The 23,803-nt window shown below is 44.1% G+C and carries 18 protein-coding genes and 2 pseudogenes; 6 read left to right on the top strand and 14 right to left on the bottom strand.

Annotated features, from left to right (window positions below; all coding sequences use genetic code 11):
* Positions 1 to 123: 123 nt before the first annotated feature.
* The 3 genes and pseudogenes from RQ359_RS05640 to RQ359_RS05630 all read left to right on the top strand — a co-directional run.
* Positions 124 to 349 (top strand): annotated as a pseudogene (locus RQ359_RS05640) (zinc ribbon domain-containing protein); the annotation flags it as partial.
* Between the two features lie 84 nt (positions 350 to 433).
* A complete protein-coding gene (locus tag RQ359_RS05635; protein ID WP_054838867.1) occupies positions 434 to 1,612 on the top strand; it encodes a cation:proton antiporter in 1,179 nt (392 codons plus the stop codon).
* Positions 1,613 to 2,135: 523 nt separating this feature from the next.
* Positions 2,136 to 2,414: a hypothetical protein gene (locus tag RQ359_RS05630; RefSeq protein ID WP_156017535.1), complete on the top strand. Its 279-nt coding sequence runs from the start codon at positions 2,136 to 2,138 to the stop codon at positions 2,412 to 2,414.
* A gap of 293 nt (positions 2,415 to 2,707) precedes the next feature.
* Here the strand turns inward: RQ359_RS05630 and cutA are convergent, their stop codons facing one another.
* The 3 genes from cutA to cutB are packed head-to-tail and all read right to left on the bottom strand — an operon-like array spanning position 2,708 to position 6,272.
* Entirely contained in the window at positions 2,708 to 4,951 is a 2,244-nt protein-coding gene (cutA, locus tag RQ359_RS05625) for a glyceraldehyde dehydrogenase subunit alpha (RefSeq protein ID WP_054838868.1), read from the bottom strand.
* The gene (locus tag RQ359_RS05620) at positions 4,948 to 5,430 is read right to left on the bottom strand and encodes a (2Fe-2S)-binding protein (protein ID WP_054838869.1); all 483 of its coding nucleotides are present in this window, start codon (positions 5,428 to 5,430) and stop codon (positions 4,948 to 4,950) included. Before RQ359_RS05620 ends, cutA begins: the two co-directional genes overlap by 4 nt.
* Entirely contained in the window at positions 5,430 to 6,272 is an 843-nt protein-coding gene (cutB, locus tag RQ359_RS05615; protein WP_054838870.1) for a glyceraldehyde dehydrogenase subunit beta, read from the bottom strand. Before cutB ends, RQ359_RS05620 begins: the two co-directional genes overlap by 1 nt.
* Before the next feature lie 247 nt (positions 6,273 to 6,519).
* Here cutB and RQ359_RS05610 point away from each other — a divergent pair, with 247 nt between their 5' ends.
* Positions 6,520 to 7,698, top strand: coding sequence for a PIN domain-containing protein (locus tag RQ359_RS05610; RefSeq protein WP_054838871.1), 1,179 nt, complete (start codon positions 6,520 to 6,522; stop codon positions 7,696 to 7,698).
* Positions 7,699 to 8,257: 559 nt separating this feature from the next.
* Here RQ359_RS05610 and RQ359_RS05605 read toward each other — a convergent pair.
* The 4 genes and pseudogenes from RQ359_RS05605 to fdhF form a co-directional block, all read right to left on the bottom strand.
* A complete protein-coding gene (locus RQ359_RS05605) occupies positions 8,258 to 8,515 on the bottom strand; it encodes a hypothetical protein (RefSeq protein ID WP_156017538.1) in 258 nt (85 codons plus the stop codon).
* A 272-nt stretch (positions 8,516 to 8,787) separates the two neighbouring features.
* Complete coding sequence (gene fdhD, locus RQ359_RS05600; RefSeq protein ID WP_054838873.1) at positions 8,788 to 9,552, bottom strand: formate dehydrogenase accessory sulfurtransferase FdhD; 765 nt, start codon at positions 9,550 to 9,552, stop codon at positions 8,788 to 8,790.
* Positions 9,545 to 9,865, bottom strand: coding sequence for a helical membrane plugin domain-containing protein (locus RQ359_RS05595; protein ID WP_054838874.1), 321 nt, complete (start codon positions 9,863 to 9,865; stop codon positions 9,545 to 9,547). The genes fdhD and RQ359_RS05595 overlap by 8 nt, the downstream gene beginning before the upstream one ends.
* Positions 9,866 to 12,773: pseudogene (fdhF, locus tag RQ359_RS05590) on the bottom strand (formate dehydrogenase subunit alpha).
* Positions 12,774 to 12,935: 162 nt separating this feature from the next.
* Between fdhF and RQ359_RS05585 the strand changes: the two are divergent.
* Positions 12,936 to 13,319, top strand: coding sequence for a hypothetical protein (locus tag RQ359_RS05585; RefSeq protein WP_156017541.1), 384 nt, complete (start codon positions 12,936 to 12,938; stop codon positions 13,317 to 13,319).
* 125 nt (positions 13,320 to 13,444) lie between these two features.
* On the opposite strand, the gene RQ359_RS05580 is transcribed toward RQ359_RS05585, so the two are convergent.
* The 7 genes from RQ359_RS05580 to RQ359_RS05550 form a co-directional block, all read right to left on the bottom strand.
* Positions 13,445 to 13,852, bottom strand: a complete 408-nt coding sequence (locus RQ359_RS05580; protein WP_054838614.1) for a DUF2299 family protein — start codon at positions 13,850 to 13,852, stop codon at positions 13,445 to 13,447.
* Complete coding sequence (locus RQ359_RS05575; RefSeq protein ID WP_054838613.1) at positions 13,849 to 14,352, bottom strand: hypothetical protein; 504 nt, start codon at positions 14,350 to 14,352, stop codon at positions 13,849 to 13,851. Before RQ359_RS05575 ends, RQ359_RS05580 begins: the two co-directional genes overlap by 4 nt.
* Entirely contained in the window at positions 14,349 to 15,806 is a 1,458-nt protein-coding gene (locus tag RQ359_RS05570; protein ID WP_054838612.1) for a 4Fe-4S dicluster domain-containing protein, read from the bottom strand. Before RQ359_RS05570 ends, RQ359_RS05575 begins: the two co-directional genes overlap by 4 nt.
* Position 15,807: 1 nt before the next feature.
* Positions 15,808 to 16,422 (bottom strand): TorD/DmsD family molecular chaperone, encoded by a 615-nt coding sequence (locus tag RQ359_RS05565; RefSeq protein WP_054838618.1) that lies wholly within the window; start codon positions 16,420 to 16,422, stop codon positions 15,808 to 15,810.
* Between the two features lie 5 nt (positions 16,423 to 16,427).
* A complete protein-coding gene (locus RQ359_RS05560) occupies positions 16,428 to 17,270 on the bottom strand; it encodes a 4Fe-4S dicluster domain-containing protein (protein ID WP_156017544.1) in 843 nt (280 codons plus the stop codon).
* A 5-nt stretch (positions 17,271 to 17,275) separates the two neighbouring features.
* Positions 17,276 to 21,541: a molybdopterin-dependent oxidoreductase gene (locus RQ359_RS05555; RefSeq protein ID WP_156017547.1), complete on the bottom strand. Its 4,266-nt coding sequence runs from the start codon at positions 21,539 to 21,541 to the stop codon at positions 17,276 to 17,278.
* A gap of 161 nt (positions 21,542 to 21,702) precedes the next feature.
* A complete protein-coding gene (locus tag RQ359_RS05550) occupies positions 21,703 to 22,557 on the bottom strand; it encodes a tetratricopeptide repeat protein (RefSeq protein WP_054838611.1) in 855 nt (284 codons plus the stop codon).
* A 163-nt stretch (positions 22,558 to 22,720) separates the two neighbouring features.
* On the opposite strand from RQ359_RS05550, the gene nrfD reads away from it, so the two are divergent.
* The gene (gene nrfD / locus RQ359_RS05545; RefSeq protein ID WP_054838610.1) at positions 22,721 to 23,773 is read left to right on the top strand and encodes an NrfD/PsrC family molybdoenzyme membrane anchor subunit; all 1,053 of its coding nucleotides are present in this window, start codon (positions 22,721 to 22,723) and stop codon (positions 23,771 to 23,773) included.
* The last annotated feature ends 30 nt before the right edge of the window (positions 23,774 to 23,803 follow it).

Here is a 23,803-nt window from a genome sequence, read left to right as displayed (position 1 = left end):
GTCTCCTGCTCCTTAAACGTTAGTTTAACCTCTAAAAACTGAAAGTCCATCATAACTCCTATATTTCCTGTAGATAATGCTAAATCTATGTAGAACCTAACGCAGTCAACTCCTAATGAATGACAAGTAAAGAAGCGTGGTATGGTTATTAAGTTCGTTAATCCCAGTTATTCTTCAGTCTCATGTCCCAAGTGCGGGCAGAAGATGAAAAAAGTTGCCTATTTGTACTTTAGCTGTATGAATTACTGTTATAAGAATAACTGTGATATTCTTACAATTATAAATCTAAATGGGGTCTCTGACCCTCTCGACTGCCCATCAAATGAGAGATGTAGTTCCGAATCCATGAGGGAAACCTCGCTATCTATGGGGGAAAGTCAGTTTGACCTCATAGTAACCTTAATTTTTAATTAAGTTGTTAGAAACCTAATCCATGGATAATCAGGTTACCTTAACTCTTTTGGAGATGTCGCTCCTCATATTCACAGCTGAGGCAGTCAGGAGCTTCATGGGGAAATACGGTCTACCTCTCATAGTGGGTGAGATACTAACAGGCATTGTCCTAAGTCCTTTCGCCTTGGGAGGTGCGATAAATATGATCTCTGGTACAGACATCTTTTCCTTGAACCAGTACGTTCTCTTCCTGTCCGAGTTCTCAATGATTCTGCTTATATTCGCCTCTGGACTGGAGCATGGTACGTCGAGCATCAGGAGTGCTGGGGTAATGGGTTTCCTAGGAGCTAGCGTAGGAGCAGTACTTCCCTTCGCTGTGGCGTTCATCGTCTATAAGGAGACATTGGGTTTCACCCCGTCCCTTATCGTGGGTACAGCATTGGGAGCCACGAGTCTAGCCGCAGTTGTTTCAACGTTAATGGAGATGAGGCTTCATGGGAGGGCTATCAATTATCTTATTGCAGCCTCCTCCACAGACGATATAGTTGACTTGATTCTCTTCTCTGTTGTCCTGGCCTCAATCAGTAGTACAGGATTGACAGCAATCCAGCTAATTAGAACAATAACCTTCTACCTATTGGCTTGGGTTACTATTTTCCTTGTATCTGTCATACTGATTCCAAGAATAGCAAACAGGATAGGCACACAGTACGTGGAGGAGTTCCCTTTCGTCGTCCTTTTCGGCCTCACTGCAATTATGACAGCCCTTGGGTTCTCGCCAATTATATCAGCCTTCGTGGCTGGTGTAGCCCTGGCCGAGAGCACCAAAAGGGAGGAGATAAGGAGGATCTCGGAGACCCTACTCAGCGTTTTCGGGTCTATTTTCTTTGTCGTGGTAGGTTTACAAGTTGATGTTTTACGAATAAGCTTTAATGTCCTAGAGTTAGGTTTAGAGCTCACCATCATAGCGATGGTCTTTAAGATGATAGGGGTATTCCCCTTTGCCTACTTTAGTTTGAGGAATTTTAGGTCATCATTAGCAGTTTCAGTGGGCATGACCCCTAGGGGAGAGACAGGCTTAGTGGTAGCCTCCATAGGCGAGTCATTTGGTGCAGTTTCACAAGGTGAGTTCACTGCTTTAGTATTAATGGCAATACTCACCACGTTGCTGGGAGCCATGGCGTTTAAGAGGTTAGCCATTTGGTTAGAGCCCCAATGATATTTGAGTAACGTACAACTTCAGCCTTGCTTTCGGCAGATATTTAGCCGTTTAGATTCATTGAAACTTCTTTTCAGGAACGGGATATTATCTTAATGATGCTTTGTGGAATTCTTCAATTTCCTTAGATGTTAAATTTATCATCTAACTTTCTTAAAATTCGATAGATGTTAGATTAAAGGTAGGTAAAATATCAAAGTACGATAAAAATTTTTAAAGTAAGTCACAAGATAATTTACTATCGGGAAATAGTAAAATATAACCTTTGCGACCGGTTATAGGCTTAACCAGCGGCTTAGTAACTCCTATCTTATCTTAACTCTCTCAGTTTATCCTCTACTGTCCTGATGTCTTCTACCAGTCTTTCCTCGCCTTTATGCCCATTTGTCCAATCCTCCACAATCTCAGTCGCAACGTCAGCGTGGAACTATAGGTCCACTGTCCTTCTCCCCCTGAAGATCCGAAATATTTTTCACTATATGCTGGCAAGATTTATTCCTATGACAAAGGCTAACGTATCATCATGCCAGTGAAATACATTCTCCTCTTTCCTAGCCTACTTAACTCTCCTTCAAACTTGATCTCCTACTCCCCATTCTATCTCGAAGCCACTCTCTTTGTTACTGATCCTCTTAAAGAAGGCGAGAGAAGCTGTTCTCCCCAAACATACTTCGAGAACCTTCTTTCCATTCCCTACGAACTTTCTGTGCGGCTTGATCTCTTCCTTCAGGAAGAGATACCCATCTACCTCATATACCTCATTGGACCAACCATCAAGGCTGAATGTCGTATCTACCGGTAGTTAGTGGAATTGGGTCCCTTGTGCAAGAAGACTGACAAGAAGGACTCAATAAGACCACTAATAGTCTACGCAGCAAAAAAGACACAGAGAAAAAAATGAGCTGTTTATCCAGCTAATTCTCTAAGAGGCCTAAAATTTAAAAGAAAGACTAGTTTGAGGAAAAATGGAGTTGCAATCATTCTGAACTTTAAGCCCTACATATTTTCTACATTATGAAAAAGACAAGAAAACTTGCATTTATAGAGATAAAACGTTATATACATGTCTCTATTTTCTTATTGCTTTCATTTCTTCTATTTTATCAAACTCTTGTATACTTCCTCAGGTGTCACTGGAGTCTTGTTGAACCTCTTACCAGTGGCGTTCTCTATTGCCCTCACTATTGCTGCTGGTCCCACAATAAGGGCAGCCTCCCCTACTCCCTTGGTCCCAGTTGCGTAGTTTGAAGGGAAAGGTCTATCCGTGAAATAGGACGTGTAGTGGGGGCTCTCCATGATCGTGGGCACGAAATATTCAGCGTAGCTCACAGCCAATTGACCTTCGTCGTTTATTCTGGCTTCCTCGTATAACGCCTGCCCTACTCCCTGCATCGCACCTCCATGAATCTGTGCCTCCGCCAACGCTGGATTTATCACGCGACCTATATCATCGTAGGCTCTGTACTCCTTAACTCTCACAATTCCAGTATCGTCAATCTCAACTATTGCCATATGAAGACCATAAGGATATGTTACATCACCTTCAAGGGTCACCGATGCGTAAAGGCCCGGATCCTTTCCGCTATACGCTGCCTTAGCAACCTCATCCCATTTCACCGACTTGCCCTCCTTCTTATACTTGAACTCACAGCTGGAGTATTCCACCTCCTCCACATCTGCATTAAGCATCTTCGCAGCAACATACTTCATTTTCTCTAAAACCTGCCTTGAAGCTGACTTAGCCGCACTTCCTGCTATTGAAATGGTCCTAGAACCGTAACTTCCCATTCCCGACGCCACCACCTGCGTGTCTCCCCAGACAACGTTGATCCTGCCTATGTCTATCTGTAGCTCGTCCGCCACAACTTGTGCTATTGCAGTGTCAGTCCCTTGACCGTGAGGGGTTCCTCCAGTCACCACTGTCACATCACCTCTCTCGTCTACCCTTATCTCGCCATATTCCCACGGTCCAAAGCCGGAGATCTCTAGGTAGAACGCCGTTCCTACGCCGATCCTTTTTCCTTTAGTCCTCTCAGCCTCAGCCCACGTCAGCGTCTCGTGATACTTGAGTTTCTCTTTGGCCTCCCTCAAGAAGGATAGGTAATCCCCAGAGTCGTAAACTAGCCCAAACGGGTTCTTGTAGGGCATCTCGTCAGCTCTAACCATGTTCTTTTCCCTTAACTCCAAGTCGTCCATATGCAGTTCGTCAGCAACAGTACTCATGATTCTCTCTATGATGAAAGTCGCCTCAGGTCTACTTGCACCTCTGTACATAGTGATGGGAGGAGTGTTGGTGTAAACCGCTGTGCTTCTCACTAGAATATCCCTTATCTTGTATGGACCTGGAATCATCAGAGGAATTATGGCAGGCTGAAGTCCCTCGGTGTAGGTCAGGTAAGCTCCAAGGTCAACAGTGAGATCTCCCCTAATTCCCAAGATGGTTCCATCTCTCTTCACCGCAACCTCTCCCTTGAATGTGTTGTGTCTTGCATTTGAGGAGATTAGCTCCTCGCTCCTAGTTGCAGTCCATCTCACTGTCCTGCCAAGCTTGATGGAGGAAGCCACAACTGCGAGGTCTTCAGCCACGAAGTGCGCTTTGCTTCCGAAGGCTCCTCCCACGTCTGGCATGATCACTCTTATTCTGCTTGACGGAATTCCAAAGTCCTTGCTGAACTCCTCCCTAGCGAAGTGTGGTATCTGAGTTGAATACCACACAGTCAGTGATCCTCCCTCCCACCTTGACACGATCCCCCTAGGCTCCATGGGTGAGGGAATCAGCCTGGTGTTTGATGCTTCCACTGGTATCACCTTGTCAGCTGACTTAAAGGCTGACTCCACATTCCCAGCTGAAAAGTCCTTCTTGTATCCCACGTTGGTTCCGAGCTCCTTGTGAACCAGTGCTTCTCCCTTGAGTGCGTCCTCCAAGGCTATAGCTGAGGGCAACTCCTCGTAGTCCACGTTGACCTTGTCCACCGCATCCCTGACGGAGTACTTGTCAATGCCTATAACTATTGCCACAGGATCTCCAACGTATCTGGCTTCCTCTGTCAATGGTTTCCTAGGGACGAATTTCCATTCCGCTTGATTGATGTAAGTAACCCAAGGTCCCGGCCCGTCACTGGTCATGGGGTTCAAGTCCTTTGCAGTAAAGACAGCTACTATTCCCTTAGTTTTTAAGGCATCCGAGGCGTCAACAGATTTAACCCTCGCGTGAGCATACGGACTCCTGACGAAGGCAGCGTTGAGAGATGAGATCTGTAAATCGTCTATATATACGCTTTTTCCCGTGATGAACTTTGAGTCGTTTAACCTCTTAACTGGTTTTCCAACGTAGTTCATGATCTCACCTTTGAAGCTTCCTCTACAGCTTTAATTATATTCTGATAACCGGTGCACCTACATATGTTTCCATGTAATCCGTCCCTGATTTCCTCCTCGCTAATTTCACTTCCTTTCTCTTTCAAGAGATAGTAGGTCTGCATTATCATTCCTGGTGTGCAAAAGCCGCACTGAAGAGCGAAGTTGTTGGAGAAAGCCTCCTGTATGCGATGAAGCTTACCGTTACCAAGACCTTCGATTGTAAGTATTTCGCCTCCGTCAGCCTGAACTGCAAGGAGGGTGCACGACTTCACCGATTTACCGTTCAGTATAACGGTGCATGCACCACACGTAGTGGTGTCGCATCCTACTTTCGTGCCAGTGAGACCTAGGTCGTCCCTAAGAAAGTGCACTAACAACTTCCTCGGAGGAACCTCACCTTCATATTGAACTCCGTTTACCTTGACCTTGATCTTTACCTTCTCTCCAGGCTTCACCATCACTTCATATCACCTAAAGTCTTAACCGTAATTACCTTCATGACTTCCTTTCTATACCATGAGGAACCTCTCACGTCAGAGGGGGGATTAGCTCCAGAAGCCGCAACCTCTGCAGCCTTCTTGATGTTTTCCTCGTTTAGTTCTCTTTCCATGAGAACCTTCTCAGCCTCCTTGGCTCTGTATGGAGTGTCTGAGACACCAGAGTAAGACAAACGAACATCTTCCACCTTTCCCTCCTTTAACCTTAACGCAACTGCAATGGAGACCATGGCGTAATCCCCTGCTCTCCTGACCACCTTCACGTAAGAGGTCTTGTACCCATTAAGTTTGGGGAACACGATCTCCTTCACCAGCTCTCCCTCATTGAGGGATGTAGTGAAGGGACCCTTGAAGAAGTTCAATGCGTTGATTTCTCTGGAACCTCCCTTTGAGGTTGTAACAATCTTTGCATCTAACGCAGTAAGAACCGATGGGTAATCTGCTGCGGGATCTGCGTTGCTCACGCTACCGCCTATGGTACCTACGTTCCTTACCTGAACGTCTCCAACTTGCCTTGAAGCTTCGTAAAGAAGAGGCACTTCCGTCTTGATCATGGTATTCGAGGTTATTTCCGCATGTCTTGTGAGAGCACCTACCCTGACTTGACTTCCCTCGTCTTTAACGAAGGAGAGGGACGACAAGGGATTTAAGTCAACTAGGTAGCCCGTGCTTATAATCCTTAACTTGAGCATAGGTATCAAGCTCTGTCCTCCAGCCAATGGTCTGGCGTCCTCCTTCTCGAGGAAGTCCAACGCCTCCTCGAGGCTTTGCGGTTTAAAATATCCAAATTCTGGGGGATACATATTTACTTCTCTTTTTTTACTTATATAAGTTAATCCACCTAAAAAAGCTTCCAAAATCCTTAAAATAATTATAAATGAAGAGAAATATAACTAGTTATAGATAGTTTTATCTCGGATTCTCATCTTCTCATAGTTGGAAGTACATGGTCTTAAAATGCTCTTATTAGATAGTGAACTAACCCTGCATAACGAGTAATTTAGTATCCGCACGTATTTTTAACTTATTAAATGTATACTATCTGTAATTATGATCTTAGGAACCCTAGCATCGGATAAGTTGGTCACCACAGTGAACGCTATCCTCTCCGAGGTGTTCACAGAGATCTCGCCCAACAAAGTGAAGATCTTCGCTGAACAGAAACCTCAATTCGATTATCAGAAAATAAGGGAATATTTAAGAGTCCTCAACGTGGATAGTGAAGTAGAAGTCAAGGTAATTGGGACTGGGATTTCAAACTGGAAACAGCAACTTTCCACTGAGACGGTGGACGTAGCAGACGTGACGCCGGGTAGAAAATACATGGCTCTAGCCCTTCACAATTACGTGAAGGCGGGAGAAGTTAGATATGTTTACCTGCAGAACGAGAGTAAGGGGTACCGTCCCTTCGGTTACGTCCCCTTCCAAGAGATCAAAGTTGTGAACCTCAGAGACGGAAAGGAGATTCAAATGAGAGCTATTAAGACTAGGAGGGAACTAGAGAGAAGAGTGAAGCTAGGATACGTCGGTATCAGGACTACTCTAAACATGCTATCCCTACTTGGAAAGGTAGAGATTGATGGCATTCCGAGACAAGATGTGAGGGTAGATCAGGGGATAGAGGAGATGTGTTCGATATGGTCTGGGAGAAGGAGGTTCAAGGAAGAGAAAATTCTCTTCGAGACGCAGGGGAGACTGATTGCAGATACCAACGTCTATATTAATCTTGGTCCCAGGCTTCTTTCCCTTAGGAACAGAATACTGCCTGCCTCAAGCACATACGCTGAGCTTTTAAACAAGGTTACCTCGACGCAGAGGAACGACTATAACCTTATCAAGTTCCAGCTGGGGATGTATGCGTTCAGGCTTGTTCATGAGAAGCTTCCCGATCCCAATAGGAAGTTCGGCGATGCTTCCCTAGTGGGAGAGGCAAGGGCATTGAAGGGAGAGATGACAGAAAACTTGACCCTCATAACTGGTGACGCGGGAGTTATGAAGTCTGCCAGACTAAAGGGAATAAACGTTGTGTTCTTGCACGACTTGGAGAAGAGGGAAGAAGAAGACTTGGCTTCTAAGGCCTTCTGTTTGTCCGCCTTTGAAAACGTTGAAGTGAAGGTTAACGGAGATACTTTCCTCAGAATAGGAGGATGGGATACCGAGAAATCTACAGTGGAGAGTTTAAAGGAGGAATATAACTACTCATACCTTTCCAGTCTGTTAACTGGATGAGATGTGGATTGTGTAAGTACTTGTATGACAAGCTATGAGAGCTTTAGTACGATGAGATGTAAACAAAAAATACGACATCAAAACTGGAAATATGATGTACTTCCTGGTTTTTAGCTTTACCGTTGTAATTTTTTACAATTATTCTCTCAAAAATCTTGTTTATATAAATTCTTTTTAGTTTCTCAGCTTCCCTATTCTTGATATTGGCTATACTTCTTGTATAATATTTTATTTTATTTGGCTTAATTTTCCGTAAACTTAGACAATTAGCTTTCACAAACATATACGCTACTAGGAAACATAGCTTTCTTGAAATGCTATAAGCTTATTTTTCTTTAAACGAATGTAATATTCTTTTATTATCAAAATATAGTATTAAAATCTTATTATTCTAATTTTGTGAATACATGCCTGAGCATACTCGAATCAATCTTTTCTTAAATCGATAATAGAAGATACGAATATTTAATGTAAATAATAAATGATAAAGTACGAATCTCCTTACGATCGAAACGAAATCTTTAGAGTAATTTTACATTTATAAATAGGTGGGTTTCTTTTAGTTAGTGTAAAACACCATGCGACCGAGAAATAGGAGGAGATATGTAGCATAACGAGATGAGGGAGGAGTCGTAAAATTTATTATGGTCGAAAGAAGAAATCGAGTGGGGGTAAATTCCCCAACACGAATGGCATCGATAATGACATTGATCCATGACAGTATTGAAAGTGACAATAGAGATGTCAACACGAATGGCATCGATAATGACATTGATCCATGACAGTATTGAAAGTCTTCTTCGTCCATTTCAGCCAAAACAGAAGCATATTCTGCTTAATCTATAAAAATTTTTTCTCTTAAAAAATACTAAAATTAATATATCAAGAACCCAGACAGGAAGAAAATGCTAACAGAGATTAGTCTTCTGGTTCTCGTCTTTTTTATATACACTTAACGAAATGCTTAGCACTGGATTAACATAGCTATTACAGGAAGAACAGGAAGGCAGATAAAAGTATTAATAAAAAGTGAAAAATTTTGACTTTTATGTAAATATGCTCAAAAATTTACGGCAATGCAGATCATTTTCATATGTCACTAACTATCCTCTCGGGATGTGTATAGACGTTCATTCTATTTCCTCTTACGAAACCTACCAAGGAGATCCCCGTTAACTCGCACATCTTAACTGCGGAAGTTGTAGGTGCTGATACCGCAGAAAGGACAGGAAAGCCAGCCACTGCAGCCTTCTCCGCGATTTCGTATCCCGCTCTTCCGCTTACCTGAAGTATCAACGACGACGGATCAACGCCCTTCAGGAGGAGCCTCCCTATCACCTTGTCTACTGCATTATGCCTACCCACGTCCTCTTCTATGAGAAGAGGGTTACCGTTAACGTCAAACGCTCCTGCTCCGTGGAGTCCACCAGTCTCCCTAAAGATCCTCTGCATCTTGATCATCTTGTTAGGAAGATTCATCAGCACGTCAGCCTTAACCTTCACCTGAGATTTCTTGGTCATCACTTTGAGTAGGGTTGGGTTACCACAAACGCCACAGCTGGAGTTTACCAGCGCCTCCCTTTCAAAGGTAAAGGGATGATCAATCCATACTGTGATCTCCTGCCCTTTTATATCGATCCTCTTGATCTCATCCACTTTCCCGACAATACCCTGCGTGTATAAAAAACCCACAGCCAGCTCAGTGTCATGGGTAGGAGTCCTCATAATGTAGATTGTCCTCTCTTTATCCCCGTATCTTACCGTCATCTTCAGTGGTTCCTCTACGGCTATTTCATCCTCCTCCTTCGTGACTAGATCTTCGCTATACTTGAACACAGCAACTTTCTCACTCACGTAAAGTCTCACCTATGGATTTCATTAAAGAAAGAAAGAACGATATCCCCGCAAGTACGTCTGGGTCATTTAATGTCTTAAATAAGCCGATGAGTGATTTAGACTTCTTCACCTGATCTGGATCTACTTTACTCAGTGCTGCCATCAATGTGGAAACGTTCTTCATTACGTTCTGATTCTTCTGCAACCAGTTGGCTATCTCCAGGAGAGCTCCATCCTTGTTCTTTAATAAAGAAGTAAGAATGTCAAGAACGCCGGAGTCCTCCAGTTCCTTCAAGAACTCTATCATTTTCTCTTGTTCTTGCTCGCTCATTTAAATCACCTTCACATAGTCTTTCCTCTCCCACTTCTTCTCTACCATGACCCCACGTTGAGGAGTCCTCTCTGCGTTCCTGGGGTTCCATTTGGGTAGAGGAGGTTCGCAGTTAGTGCACGATTCTATCTTCTCTATCCTGACCGGCGTCTCCTTGTACGCGGGCGTCTTAGCTGCGGGATCCTTCTCATTAAGGGTAACTATGTTCACGTTCATGTCCTTGTCATCGTGAATTGAGAGGAAGACCTTATTTCCGGACACCCTGTTGGTGACCAGAACCTTCGTCATTAATTTTCCAGTCTCAGATCTCACCATCACTGTGTCGCCGTCCTTCAGCCCGTAGCTTTCAGCCAATTGAGGGGATACCTCAAGAAATGTCTCGGGTAACTTATACATAATACCTTGGGTTTTGCCTGTCATTCTCATCCAGTGGAAGTGTTCCAGCATCCTTCCATTCACAAGGTACAAGTTGTACTCCTGATCGGTCTTCAAGGGAGGTATCTCCTTGGTAACGTAAAACTTGGCCTTTCCATCAGGGAACGGGAACTTTTCCCTATAGAGGAAGCGAGAGTCCTTGTCGCCTTCCAGAGGCCAGAGGATGCTCTTGAATCCCTCCAACTTTCCATATGTAACCCCTGCATATATGGGAACCGTAGCGGATATCTCATCCATGATCTGAGAAGGGTGGACGTAGTTCCATCCCGCATCCATCTGGTTTGCTACCAACTGAATGATTTCCCAGTCAGGTTTAGAATCACCTAGCGGTTCCATGACCTTGTATAACCTTTGAATTCTTCTTTCTGTATTGGTGAATGTACCATCCTTCTCTAAGAAAGCAGCTGCTGGCAGGATTACGTGAGCGTATTTTGCTGTCTCTGTGAAGAACATGTCCTGAACTACGAGGAAGTCCAGCTTGCTTAACGCTTCCCTTGTTTTGCTCTGGTCCGAGTCAGCTAACACCTTGTCCTCACCCATAATGTACATAGCATGAATTTTCCCCTGGAGAATAGCATCTACCATGTCCGTACTAGTGAGACCAGGATTCCTGGGCAATTTCCTTCCCCATGCATCCTCCAATTTCCTAATCACCTCCTCACTATAAGGCTGATACCCAGGAAGATAGTTAGGAAGGGCTCCTACGTCCCCTACTCCCTGAACGTTCGCATGACCCCTTAGTGGGAATGCCCCAGAACAAGGCTTTCCATAGTTGCCCGTTAATAAGAGAAGGTTAGAGATTGCAGTAGAGGTTTCGCTTCCATCCTGATGCTGGGTCACCCCCATAGCCCAAGCTATGGCTAGTGTTCCACTTTCATGTATAGTCCTAGCTATCTCTTCCACCACATTTCCCTTCACTCCGGTAACCTTCTCCACGTATTCAATGGTATATTTCTCTAGACTCTTCCTGTACTCTTCAAAACCGGTAGTTCTTTTCTCTATGAACTCCTTATCCTCCCACCCATGATCTAGGATCGCTTTTGCGATGCCGTTTATTAGCACCACGTCTGTTCCTACATTAGGCGTTATGAAAAGGTCAGCTCTCTCAGCCATCTCGTGTTTCCTTACGTCGATTACCACAAGCTTCTTTCCTTCAAGCTTATGAGCCCTCTTTATCTTTCCTGCTATGACTGGATGAGCCTCCGCGGTGTTGGTCCCAATGAGGATCACTAGATTTGCACATGCAAGATCATCTGAGGAACCGCTGTCAGCTCCATATCCTACTGTCCTTATTAAACCCGTTGTGGCTGGAGACTGACAATATCTTGCACAATTATCAACATTGTTTGTACCTATCACTGCCCTCGCAAACTTCTGAGCTAGGTAACCTTCCTCATTTGTGGAAGTGCAAGACGCGATAATTCCCACAGAGTCTGGTCCGAACTTCCCCTTTATCTCTTGAAGCTTGCTCGCAACTAGGCGTATAGCCTCATCCCACGAGCCTCCCTGAAATGATCCCCTTCTCTTATCAGCGGTTTAGTTAGCCTTTCACCGCTGTTTACGAAGTTCAGTCCGAACTTTCCTTTGATACAAGTGGCGATACCGTTAGCAGGAGACTCAGGCTTAGGCTCAACCTTCAGAATCTTCCTACCCTTAGTCCAGACCTCAAATGAGCAACCAGTACCGCAGAAGGTACACACGGTCTTGGTCTTCTTTATTAAGGAATTCCTCATCCTCTTATCGATGTCGCTTATCAACATGAAGGGGGAAAAGTTCTTCTCTCCAGCTTTTGCAGCATCGATTAACTTCTCTTTAACCTCCTTGTTTATCCCGGTGAAATATCCTGCTTCTCCTAGGATTGACTTCTCCATCAATGCATTAACCGGACACACGGTGACGCAAGTACCGCATGAGACGCAGGAGGAATAGTCAACGGTCTTACCATTGCTCCACACAACTCTTGGAGGGTTTAAGTCCCAGTTAATCCTGATTACCTCGTTCACCACTACGTCTTGGCAGGCTTCAACACATCTACCGCAAAGTATGCACTGTTTAGGGTCATAAACATAGAACGGATTGGAGTCATCAACGACGTATGGCTTAGGAACGAAATGTTGTGAGTATACACCCTCCTTGGACACGGCTCGTGGAGTTCGCAGTCAACGTTATTGTCGCAGAATGTGCAATACATGTTATGATTCTTGAGTACAGAGTCGAAAGCCTTCCTTCTAACTCCCTTCACTTTCTCGTTATCAGTGCTCACCACCATTCCGTGTTCAACTTTCGTTTCACATGACCTCACAATCTTTCCGTTTGCCTCAACAAGACACAAATCGCAAGTCTTGATAGGACCTAAACGTGGGTTATAACATACGTGAGGAACGTAAATCCCGTTCTTCTCAAGAACGTTTAAAATAGTGTCTCCCTCTTCTGCTGAAACCTCCTTGTTATTTAGTTTAATTCGAAGGGACATGAAAGATAAGTATCAACTAACTTTTAAAAAGTTTTGTTAGAGTGAAAATTTAGTAGATATCAGATGAAAAATCTAAATCATATAAAAAGTTATTTTAAACTTTATAGCTTAATTAGATAAATTAAGATAGCTTTTTATACTTTAGAAAATAAATTTAAGTACATGGTAGGACCTCTTCCACCCTTAGCAGTCGGATTCTTCGGACTAGGGACAGGATATTATATATACGGTGGTACTGAATTTTTTAGGTTCCCAAAAGAGGGAGGTAGTGCTTTAAACCATTCGTTAGGACAATGGGGCATATGGATGCCTGGTTTCCTTCAGTTCTTGACTGGAACTTACAGAGAAGGGGGGTTAAGGGGGCGGAAAGCCTCGCCCTTTAGGGCGGGGAGGAAGTCAGTAAAAGATATTCCAGCAAGCTTGCTACAGTCTCCTTCATGGACAAGAGTTAAGGGATTTTGGCATCTAGTTACGAGAACGTGGCTCATGTATCTTACCTTCGCTGCGGCGTTAAACTTCTCCTTAGGATTCAGCTTACCACTGTGAAATATAGCACCGGTACACCGTAGCTATTGTTATTTTTGAAAATAAAAATAAAAAAGTTATCATTTTTTCTTTGCTCCCTGCAGCATAGATATTTCATGGCTAATATAAAAATAAATCTTCTTTTATTACTGAAGGTCTTCACCATTTTTTAACCAAGTAATCGCTAAATATGCAGCGTTCTTCACTAAGGTCAGATTCTCTAACATTTGATTCTTTGTAAGCCCATCAGCGAAAACAAGCCTGGCTAGGTGAAGCTTGTCCGGTTTTCCCTGTGGGGTCAGGAAAAACTCCACGTTCATTCTCATTAGGTCAAGCATGATTTGTCTTAAGACCTTTAGTTGGGTTTCAACGTCTATGTCCACAACTATGGTAAAAATATAGTATGTGTCCTCCATCTTTGGTCTCAATATTGCTACGCTGGGTCCACCTAGAGGAGGCGTCACCTTAATTTGAAAGAAGTTGTTCCCTTCAAGTTTCTCTACCTTCATGCCCAGTTCCTTTACCCATTCGGTTATCTCCTGATCTAACGTCAAATTCCGCACCCTTTGGAAACGTAGAGATCTTTATCTACTCTATGGGATGAGGTATAATCCACGAATCCATAGATGGAAGAGAACTTGCCTCCCTTTCCTACTGTCACCGAGTTCACTCCCAACCTCGTAAACCAAGAAGCCTCAGCCTCGTTCTCAGTCAGCAAGATCCACTTTCCCCTAACGCGAGAGGACACCTTGTTTAGAATATCGGTTGATGAGACGTCAATTGAAATCACGTCGGTGATGAATGAATCTAAATTATACTTCAAAATGGTCCTCTTGACTTGTAAACGGTCTAGGTAAGTCAACAGGAAAACTCTAGCTCTATAACCTAACTCCTCGATGGAGTATGCATCCTCCCTAACTTTGAGATTGGGTATGGGAAACTGGGCCAACTTACCTGACAAAATAGATGAAACCAGAGAATTATACTTCTGCCTCAACTCTTCCTCCTCGAAGTCGAGAACCAGGGTAGGAGAGCTGATTACGATTGTCATCATTTTGAAACACCTATCCTTTGAAGCCACATCTTGGTAAGCTCCTTCTGTTTACAGTCGTTACACACGTCCACGAATTGCGTGTTATATCCCATAGAGTTTAACATAACTGACACCTTGTCCTTCACCTTGAATGAGCCAATTGGTTTACCGCAGTACCTACACTTGGTCACCACGGACTTGGTGAACTGAACCTTTCTCATTTCCTTCAATTTCACCTTTTCCTTCACCGTAATCGCCTTCTCTGGGCAACTCCTAAGACATCTTCCCGAACCTATGCAGTTGTACTCATCGTATTCCAGCGTGATGGAGTCACCTTGGTTCCTTATCTGCGGAACTAACATTTGACATTCCCTCACGCAAACTCCGCATAGGACGCACTTCTCAGTGTCGACCGTAACGTAAAACGAAGAGGGAACCTCGTCCTCCTCGTCAAGGGGAACTTCCTTACTCATTTCCTTGATGGACCATAACAGGAGGCTCCTCCTCCTGCTCCTACTATATATCAAGTCTAATGGTATCTCCCTGATCTTCATTGGCGGAACAGGAGTATTCATTGCGATCTCCAGCTCTTTCTCCGATGTAATTTTCACAATGTTCAAGTTAGTTCCAGGGAAATGGGATGGCATCTCATTCATCCTTTTCATTCCCATGTCTTTAGTTCTGCAATCCTCGGCAAGGTAAACCATGGGCTGAAGACCTGCAGCATATGAGGCTAAAAGGAAGGCATCAGGAACGTAAGCAATGCAGGGTAAAATCACGGGAAATACTCCCTCCTTTACGTTAACCGGCTTACAGGAGAACAGCATTTTAGAAGGCCCATAAATGGAGGTAATCTTGTTTACGAATTCCACGAACTGTGTGGTTGAAAAGGTTGGGTTTTCTAAGTAGCCTAGGTAAGACGATCCAGAGCAGTAACCACACCACGAGCATTCCTCAGGCTTAGTTACTTGAGGACCTTCCGGGGTCTTGCTCAACGCTCCTTTAGGGCATAACTCCACGGTTCTGTTTATTTCCCTTTCTATGTGAAGTTGTTCAGCCAAAACCGGGTAAGGAACGTACTGGTAAAACTTGAACCTCAGCAGAGACCTTCTGTCCACGTTTTTAGTGTGGACAGGCTGAACCCTATAGGCTAGGTCGCTTTGGGAAGCCTTAGAGACATAGGCTTGAAGGAGCGCAGTAACATATTTCACGCTTTTCCCTTTGACCCACTCCGATGGAAGGTTATCCATAGCTAAAGGGGAAATTCCAGTTTTCTGTTCTATCTCGTCCTTCAAGGTGTATCCTGCATCTCCTAGGATAACTAGGGATCTTACTTCGTTATCCCTGAGGTCGGAGTAGACGAAATCCCCCAACTCTGCCATGTAAACTAGATCCTTATTCTCGAAGAGTGACTTTAGGGTCTCGTCGCCCACAGCTCTTCTAGCTTCTTTCGTAACGAGCAAGCCCACGTTCATGTTATAACCCCAGACGTATCTTCTCCTGCTCTATCCATTGATTAAGGGACGAACAAGCTACACCGAATAAGTTGGACCTCTTGTCCTTAATAACGTCGTTAGCCCAGGAGGGAATCCAGCTCAACACATGATTGAAGAAGAAGAGTTTCTGATCAGACATACTCCTTAAAGGCTTCCTTCCTTCAGCTGTAGTCTCATTCTCCTTAGAAATAAGGAAAGCCATGAAGGCGAGGATGGAGGATATATGATCCGCCTCGGGCTGGAAGAAGTTACCTACAGACTTTGGTTTAAGTCCCCATGAATCGTAAAAGGAAAGTAAGTCCTTATACTTGGAGAGAGCAATCTTCTCACCCATAATTGAAAAAATTCTCTTACTCTCCACAGGAGTAAGGGGTCTAGATCCTGTCCCTGTTAGGAAAAGGCTTGAGTACTCCACTAGAAGATCCTTCCTGGAGGCATTCAATATCTTAGATGTTAAAGGACGAAGATTAGTGTATGTTGAGTCTACATCCTTTACCCTCTGGACAAAGGATGAGTACTCCTCCTCGTCCCATTTATATATGAAGAGGTCGGAGTAGAACTCGTAAAGGAGAGATCTATCTATAAGTGACATCATTTTCCTCATCCCCCATTGTTACCGTTACCTTCGGTATATGTGGAGTTATTACCTTCTGTAGAAGTGGAATTGTTCCCTTGAGCACCAAGTTGCACCGTCCCATTGGCTGTCCATACGTTAAAATATTGAGACTGATCCAACAGCTCCACGTCATCATTGGAGGCGTAGTCGCTATGCCAGGGTAAATAACCGCTAGCTGGATTTGCTCCGGTCTCAGGTCCCATCACGAAACCTCCCTTATCTTGGAAAAGTATGTTACCGGGATCCGTGGGGTCAAGTCTGTTTGCCCAAATCCTAGCCTGAACCATGCAACCATGTATACACGCTGGTATTCTTTCCTCTGGCGGTAGGTTGGGGTCGTATATCCTGTCAAAGCAATGAGTACACTTCTTGGTTACGCCCTGCAGATAATCGAAGAATCTGTTCCCGTAAGGACAAGCATATATGCAGTACTTAGTGCCTATACACTCCTCATAGTCGACAAGCACTATTCCGTCTTCCTTCCTCTTGAAGGTTGCACCCACTGGACAAACAACAACGCAAGGTGCATCCATACAGTGATAACAGTTTATAGGTATGTTGTAAACTTTGGTCTGGGGATAAGTTCCTACCTCCACGTAAAGGACCCTAAGCCAGAACATAACGTCCAGATCGCCGTAAGGATTAAGGTCTGGGAGAGGACCGAACATTCCTGACGTATTCCATTCCTTACATGACATCTGACAGCCTCCACAACCGAAGCACTTATTCAGGTCGGTTATTATTGCATAGTTTGCATTTGGAGTGAAAGGCAGAGCGTTTTGAACTCCGCCTTGGTATATATCTAGAGTTAAGGGTTTTCCTGACATGTGAATCACCTTTGTTCAGATGCGAAACCATATCTCACGGTATAGCTGCCTAGCCCAAAATTATTGGCAGCTAGAGAAGAGGGCTGAACGTAAGACCAGATTGATGTACCTTGAATATTGTTTACATCGAATCTGAGATGCGGGACATCTACTCCCTCAGCAAAAGTAGGAGTGGAAGGTGTATTACTAACCGAAATCTGGTTGTTCATCTGAGAGGTAATTATAGCTAGCACGTCCTGATTAGAGTAATCATTGCCCATATAAACAAATCTGTTTGCTGATACTTGAACGGTAGATGATGTACTCTTTCCAAGTATTTTAATACGGCTGTCATGCCACGAGGTCTGCCCGGTTATTGGGTCTAAATGCATGATGGGAAAGGCGTTATCGACCGTAGGCGAAAGCTGTCCTCCTCTTGAAGGTGGCATGTAGGATATGTTAGCCCAGTTATTCAACACGCTATATTTAACCTGAGGTGAGTCTTTTGTCTGTCCCCTGAATCCTGGCAAAGCTTGATTGCTAACTATTACCCACGCAGCACCAGGCCTTGTGGCGTTATCTAGGAACACTATTGCATCTATCATTGTTCTAAGTCCTCCGCTCCAAGGCTCGTTTACGGCTTCAAATTGTACGAAGTCTCCAGACTGTAGGTTGAACTGTTTCACATAAGGATCGGCACTGCTCAACATGACTGGACTGTAGGGCATCATTGCCATAAGCCACGGTATGTTGTAGGACCAAGTATGATAGGTCCTGTCGTGTCTTCTCACGAAGAAGGTCAAGGGATATTCCTGCTCCTTTATTCCGTCTGGAGTCAAGTTGGATTCCCATGCAACTGGAGGATAGTAACCTCCAAATGGTTTGAAGTAGTCTGAAATGTTCTTTGATAATGCCTTACCGTAGCTATCGTTGGGCACCACTGACTTAACCAAGAAACTTGGATTCTTGGTGTGAAGGTAGTAATAATAGTAAGCTGAGTTATACCCCGTCCACTTCCCGGCGGCTGCAAGACGGAACTTCTGCAGATATTCCAGATATATCTTGTGAAGGTAAGGCAAACCTATTGTTCCATATCCACCAGGCATGTAGGCCCCCCAACCAAGGAAGTAGAGCATGTTAACATTCCTCATGTACCTGAGGGACGGTGGAAGGACATAGGATGCTCCTCCTTTTCCTACCTTAACTACTCCGGGGTTTATGTCGTCCAAACTCATCTGTCCAGATGCGTACGTGTTAATAATCTTCTCTAACATAGACTGTAGTGTGGGCTGGAACTGAACCGGAATTCTAAAGTAGTGCTCGACTCCGGTGGATCTAGAATCTGCGGCTATCTTGTAGGTGGTAGAGGTCGAGAAAAGCTTGCCTGAAGGTACGTTGCTTAGGATCTGGTTTATTACACTGCTCTGGCTTACGCCGTCAGGAACGAAGGAAGCATAGAGCTTAAGCTGTTGCGGGTTAGGAACTTCCTGATCTTTTTCGTTTTTGAATATATACTGGAAATTATCTCCGTAACCTGCTAGAAGTATGCCCTGCTTTAGGATGAACATTCCAGAGGATATATAACCTGGCTGGCCTGCGGTGTAAATCTGTTGACCGGTGATTGGGTCATGAAGGTCAATGGGGCTCACGAGCGGTAGTCCAGTCACTGGGTCCTGCGTAGTATAATGAGGACATTTGATTGGATCTACGTTATTCCCTTGTTTTGGGTAACTCCTCAATAGCCAAAGTAAAGTTAAGAAGAAGCTACCTGCTGAAAGAACGGGATAGAGAGCTGGCAATGCAGGCCAGTTGAGGGAGTCTGACGGTCCTTGAGGAAGGCTAGTTGGTCTATCGAACGTGGAATGAAAACCATATATCTCCATGAATGTTCTATCAGGTATCAATATGTCTACAACGTTGTCAGTCTCCTGCATGAACAAGTCTACTTGTATGGTAAACGGAATCACGTAGTTACCATTGGAGTCCTTTTCAGTAACTTTCTGTAGAAGGTCCGTGAGGGTATAGGCGTTGTTCCAGTAAGGTGCAGTTATATACCACATCATTCCCTGAATCTTGTAGGGGATTATGCCTTGATACTTGTTCATATAGTATGTAGTATATGCTACAGCCGATATTGATCTCTGCGTTGACAAAGGTAGTTCCCAGCTGTAACCTCTATCCACCAGAAGAGGCCTTCCGGTCTTATAAATTACTAGGTCGTCAGGACCGTCTGGATAACCATACGGTCCAGCGGGAACGACCTTAACGTCTGCCACGTTAACTGTGCCATCATTGTAAATGTACTCTCTCTTCAAAAAGCCAGTCCTCCCTTTGGGCACTGACAACGAAGAGGAAATCGAACTAGCTATCTCTTGATCTATTGAAGGTGTGTTTGCCAGTGGATGTGGAGGTACAGCTACGCCTGGGAAATAATGCGGATACGGATACTTGTAAAGATCCGCACCGGGATTATCCCATGCGCCCAACATGAGGACCAAATAGTAGTACGACGCGGCAGTCATGAACCCGTTGGAATGACCTGCTATACCTCTCATGAAATAGATCGAGACTGGCCTTCCTGTAACGCTCTCGTGATACCTTCCTAAGTAATCTATCCATTTAACAGGCTCCTCTATTGACTTCTGGAAGGCTACTGTAGCAGCTTCATTGGCTATTCTAACTATGGTGTTATGTGGTATCCCACTTACGTTTGCACAATTTATCACACCGTACTGAGCTGGCTCAGTGTATGGAGTGTAAGGATCATAATTCATTAACTCAGCCCTCAACAACTCAAATGCGGTTGTAACAGTTAGGGTAATGTTCGAACCGTTTGGTGATGACGGTACCGTAACTTGGATAGCAGGTACCTTAGTGGTAGAACCATCCTTTAGCTTGTAGGAAACTAAGGTTATGGACGAAGTTGAGGGAAGCTCGTCAAGAGTTATTATGGGCTCAACTCCCTTTGACCACGGAACGTCAACGTAAGAGTAAACGTTTCCATCGTTGCCAAGAACTGCCTCAAGCCACGGATGGTTCTTGCTATACTGAGGGTTATTAACACTTGCTCTAACATGAAGACCAACGTTGTTTCCCGCGTTTGGGTCGTTGGGATCTAGGGGATCACCTTCCTGGGGGTTGGGATTCAGGATCACCAACCAAGATAAGTTCGTATAATACCTTAGAAACTCCTCGTCTATGTGAGGGAAAACCGCGGAATTAGGTATGTTACCCAGATTAGACAATTGGACTACGTTGCCCTGAGGGGTGACGGTCTGCATCACTAAATTTCCACTGCTAGGATCTAACGCGACAGATACTTGTTGTAAAGTTACTGGATTCAGGACCTTCCCCTTAGAGGCTTTATATACGTAGTAGTGAAAGTCAACCAAGGACCTTATCATACCCATTATCAGTGCTCCGTCCCCTGCTGGATTAACAAACAAGTGCTCATCGGATACTGAATAGAAGCCATATCTCTCCGGAGCTATGGTTACAACCTTGCCTCCATTCTCTCTTATTTGGGCTATTATCCTCCTCATCCAGTTGGGGAAGTGATCTCCAGCAAGCCCTGAAAGTATGAAGTATTGAGCTCTCTCTTGATCAGGGCCAGCGTATTCCCATACTGGAGCACCAGTAACGTAAACGCCAGCAGTGTAAACGTCCATAGAGCAGAATCCTCCATGAGCAGCCGAGTTTGCCGTCCCAAAGTTACCCGCGAAGAAACCTGCCGTCTCCCCTGGTATAAGCTGGTCCCTTCCCTGCCAGAAGGCGAAGGAGTGCGGGTTCGTACTCTTAATCTCCAACAGACCTGGAAAGCCACCAATGCCCAAGTCATTGGGGTTCAACCCTATTTTGCTCCATGACTTAGCTTGTGCTCCGTTGATTATAACGTCGTAAGCTGTATCGTAATCTACAGCTAACCATTTACCCTCTCCTCTATTTCCAGCTCTGATCATGGGATACCTCAACCTTGCAGGGGAGAAATAATAGAAAACGTCTGATGCTCCTCTAGGACATACTCCTCCGTCGTTTATATGCCATCCTATGGTTCCCGTTATGAACCTTGGATATCCAGAAGGTGTCCTTACAATCTCCAGTGAGCATCTTCCTAAGCATTGGAAACAGTTTGAGTAAACTATCTCGTCATTGGGATAGTTGAGAGTATATGGATCTGGCTTAGGATCAAAGAGCTTTTCTATTGCTCTTCCCTTCCAAGCTATAGTTGCGCCTATTGCAGCCACACCAGAGATCTTTAGAAAGTCTCTCCTGGTGAGCTTTAGACTTCCCATTTTACGTCGAGAATTAGTTAACTATTTCTCATTATATAAGGAATCTCTTCGGCAAAGCGATATCACTAATTAGAAATATTTTAATTCAACATAACGAGGTTCATGGGACAAAAGTCCCTTTCCGTGCTAGCTTGAATGCCCAGTACATGAGGATAGGCAGTTCACTTAATAATATCCTGTAGGTCTTTCCTCAGGGAAGGGTCCATCTCCACTGCTTTACGTGCAAATTCCTTTGCTTTATAATCGTTCATTTCCCTCAAAATTCTAGCTTTCAGTGCTAAATAGACGGGTTTCTCTTTCTTTTTAAGGGCTCTATCCACGTACTCTGTGGCTTCCTGGAACCTTTTAAGGAAGTACAAACAAAGGGAGGCCCAATAAATGTACTCCGGGTCTTCATCCATGTGGATCGCAATCCTTAACTCATCTAGAGCTAACGTATAATAACGCAAGTGATAGTAAACTGTTCCCTTAAGGAAATGAAGGTAACCGTCTTTAGAGTACTCCAAAGCTTTGTTTACTTCCATCAAAGCGTCATAGAATGCTCCAACGTTATAGTAGGAGAGTATCCTCATGGTTCTGACGTTTACATCGTCTGGTCTGTTCTTGATAATCTCGTTGGTGACCATAATCACATCCTCATACATTTCAAGCTGAAATAATATTTCTGCCTTTAGAGTGAGAAACTCGGTGTTGATCGGTAACAAGGATAATGCTTGGTCTATCTCCTGCAACGCTGTCTGAAAGTTTCCCTCACTCTTCTCCTTGTTAGCTAGAAGGTAATGAAGATAATAATTATAAGGGTAGATTTGTGATGCTTGCCTTATCTCATGGTCTGCCTCCTCGTCCCTTCCCAGCTTTTCGAGTATCTGAAATCTGAGCATAAAACCACCCAAAGTTTTTACGTCCTTAACCTCCGACAAGGCTTCCTCCAGTTTGCCTTGTTCAAAAAGCTCCTCCCCTCTCTCAAGTTTCAATTCATCATCTTGAAACTGTTGGCTATCTTTTTCTTCTTCCATTAGATATTTCCTAAAAAATTCTTGGCTTATAAACCTAAACGTTTCCAAGTTCTATACACCGCCGTGAATGTTATGAGTAATAGAAATATGTATAACTAGTAATTTCGATCTCGCGGAGTGAAGACTTATTTTAAGCAAAAAAGGAAAGAAACTGGAGATAGCGATGGGACTATTCACTACTTCGGCTCCAGGGACTCCATTTGGGGTTCAAGCTCCATTGTTGGAAATAAATCAATATCCACTATGGGGAACCTATGTAGCTCTAGCGTTATACTTCACCGAACTTGCAGGAATGCTTATGGCAATAATTGCGGTGTTCCAATTAAAGGGATATTCCTCCATGTCAAGAAAAGGTTCGGTAGCCGTATTCGCTTCCGCTATCCTTGCCCTGCTTTTCTTCGACATGGATCTGGGAAGACCTACTGCGGGATTTTACTCGCCTTTTTCAGCTATCTTGAACTTCCTTCACTCGTGGATGGCGAGAGGTATAATATTTGTAGGTGGATTGCTTCTGTTCTCCTTCGTTTTCATGGTTCTGAACTTGTTCTTCACCAATGACAAAGTATTAGGAATAAGAGTCAACACATTGAAGAATACTGTTGCTATACTGGGTCTACTGTCAGGCATATTCTCCACGGTTTACAGCGGCTTCGAGCTTGCCGCAACAACCGGAGTTCCATTCTGGAATAACGGAGCACTTCCGCTGCTTTACTTAGGAGATGGCATATTTGTAGGTGCTGCGGTATCTTACATTTTAGCTTTCTTCACAAAAGGAGAGGAAGGTGGAAGGGCTAGGATAATAACTACTAAGCTCTTGGCTTTTTCTTCCATTTCGGTCTTAGCAAGTTGGTTCTTATTCCTAGCTACGGTGAACTTCATTAACGTATTCGATGAGGTAGCTTACAATCTTCTAATTACATCTTCGTCCTTCGCATTCGACATTGGTCTGACCTTCGTTACCTTGGGAGTTTCTGGAATATTGACCGTACCGTATTACGTTAGGTTTTCGTCCTCGGTAAAAACTACCAACGATCTATCCAACAAGGTTAAGTACCTGATGTTGGCGATTGCCTTGATTGCCCTAGTTGCAGGCTACTTGACGAGAGCAGACGTCCTTTTTGTCGGACAAGCTGCGTACCAACTAGCTCCCATGACTCCGTTCCAGCTCACCTCGACACAGCCAGTTCCAATAGGAGCATTCGGATGGAGAGGATAGCTAAAGAAAACCATAAAAGCTAAATTTTAA

The organism is Sulfuracidifex metallicus DSM 6482 = JCM 9184, assembly GCA_032834875.1.
Taxonomy (GTDB): Archaea; Thermoproteota; Thermoprotei_A; order Sulfolobales; family Sulfolobaceae; genus Sulfuracidifex; species Sulfuracidifex metallicus.
This window is presented reverse-complemented; position numbering and strand designations above follow the sequence as displayed.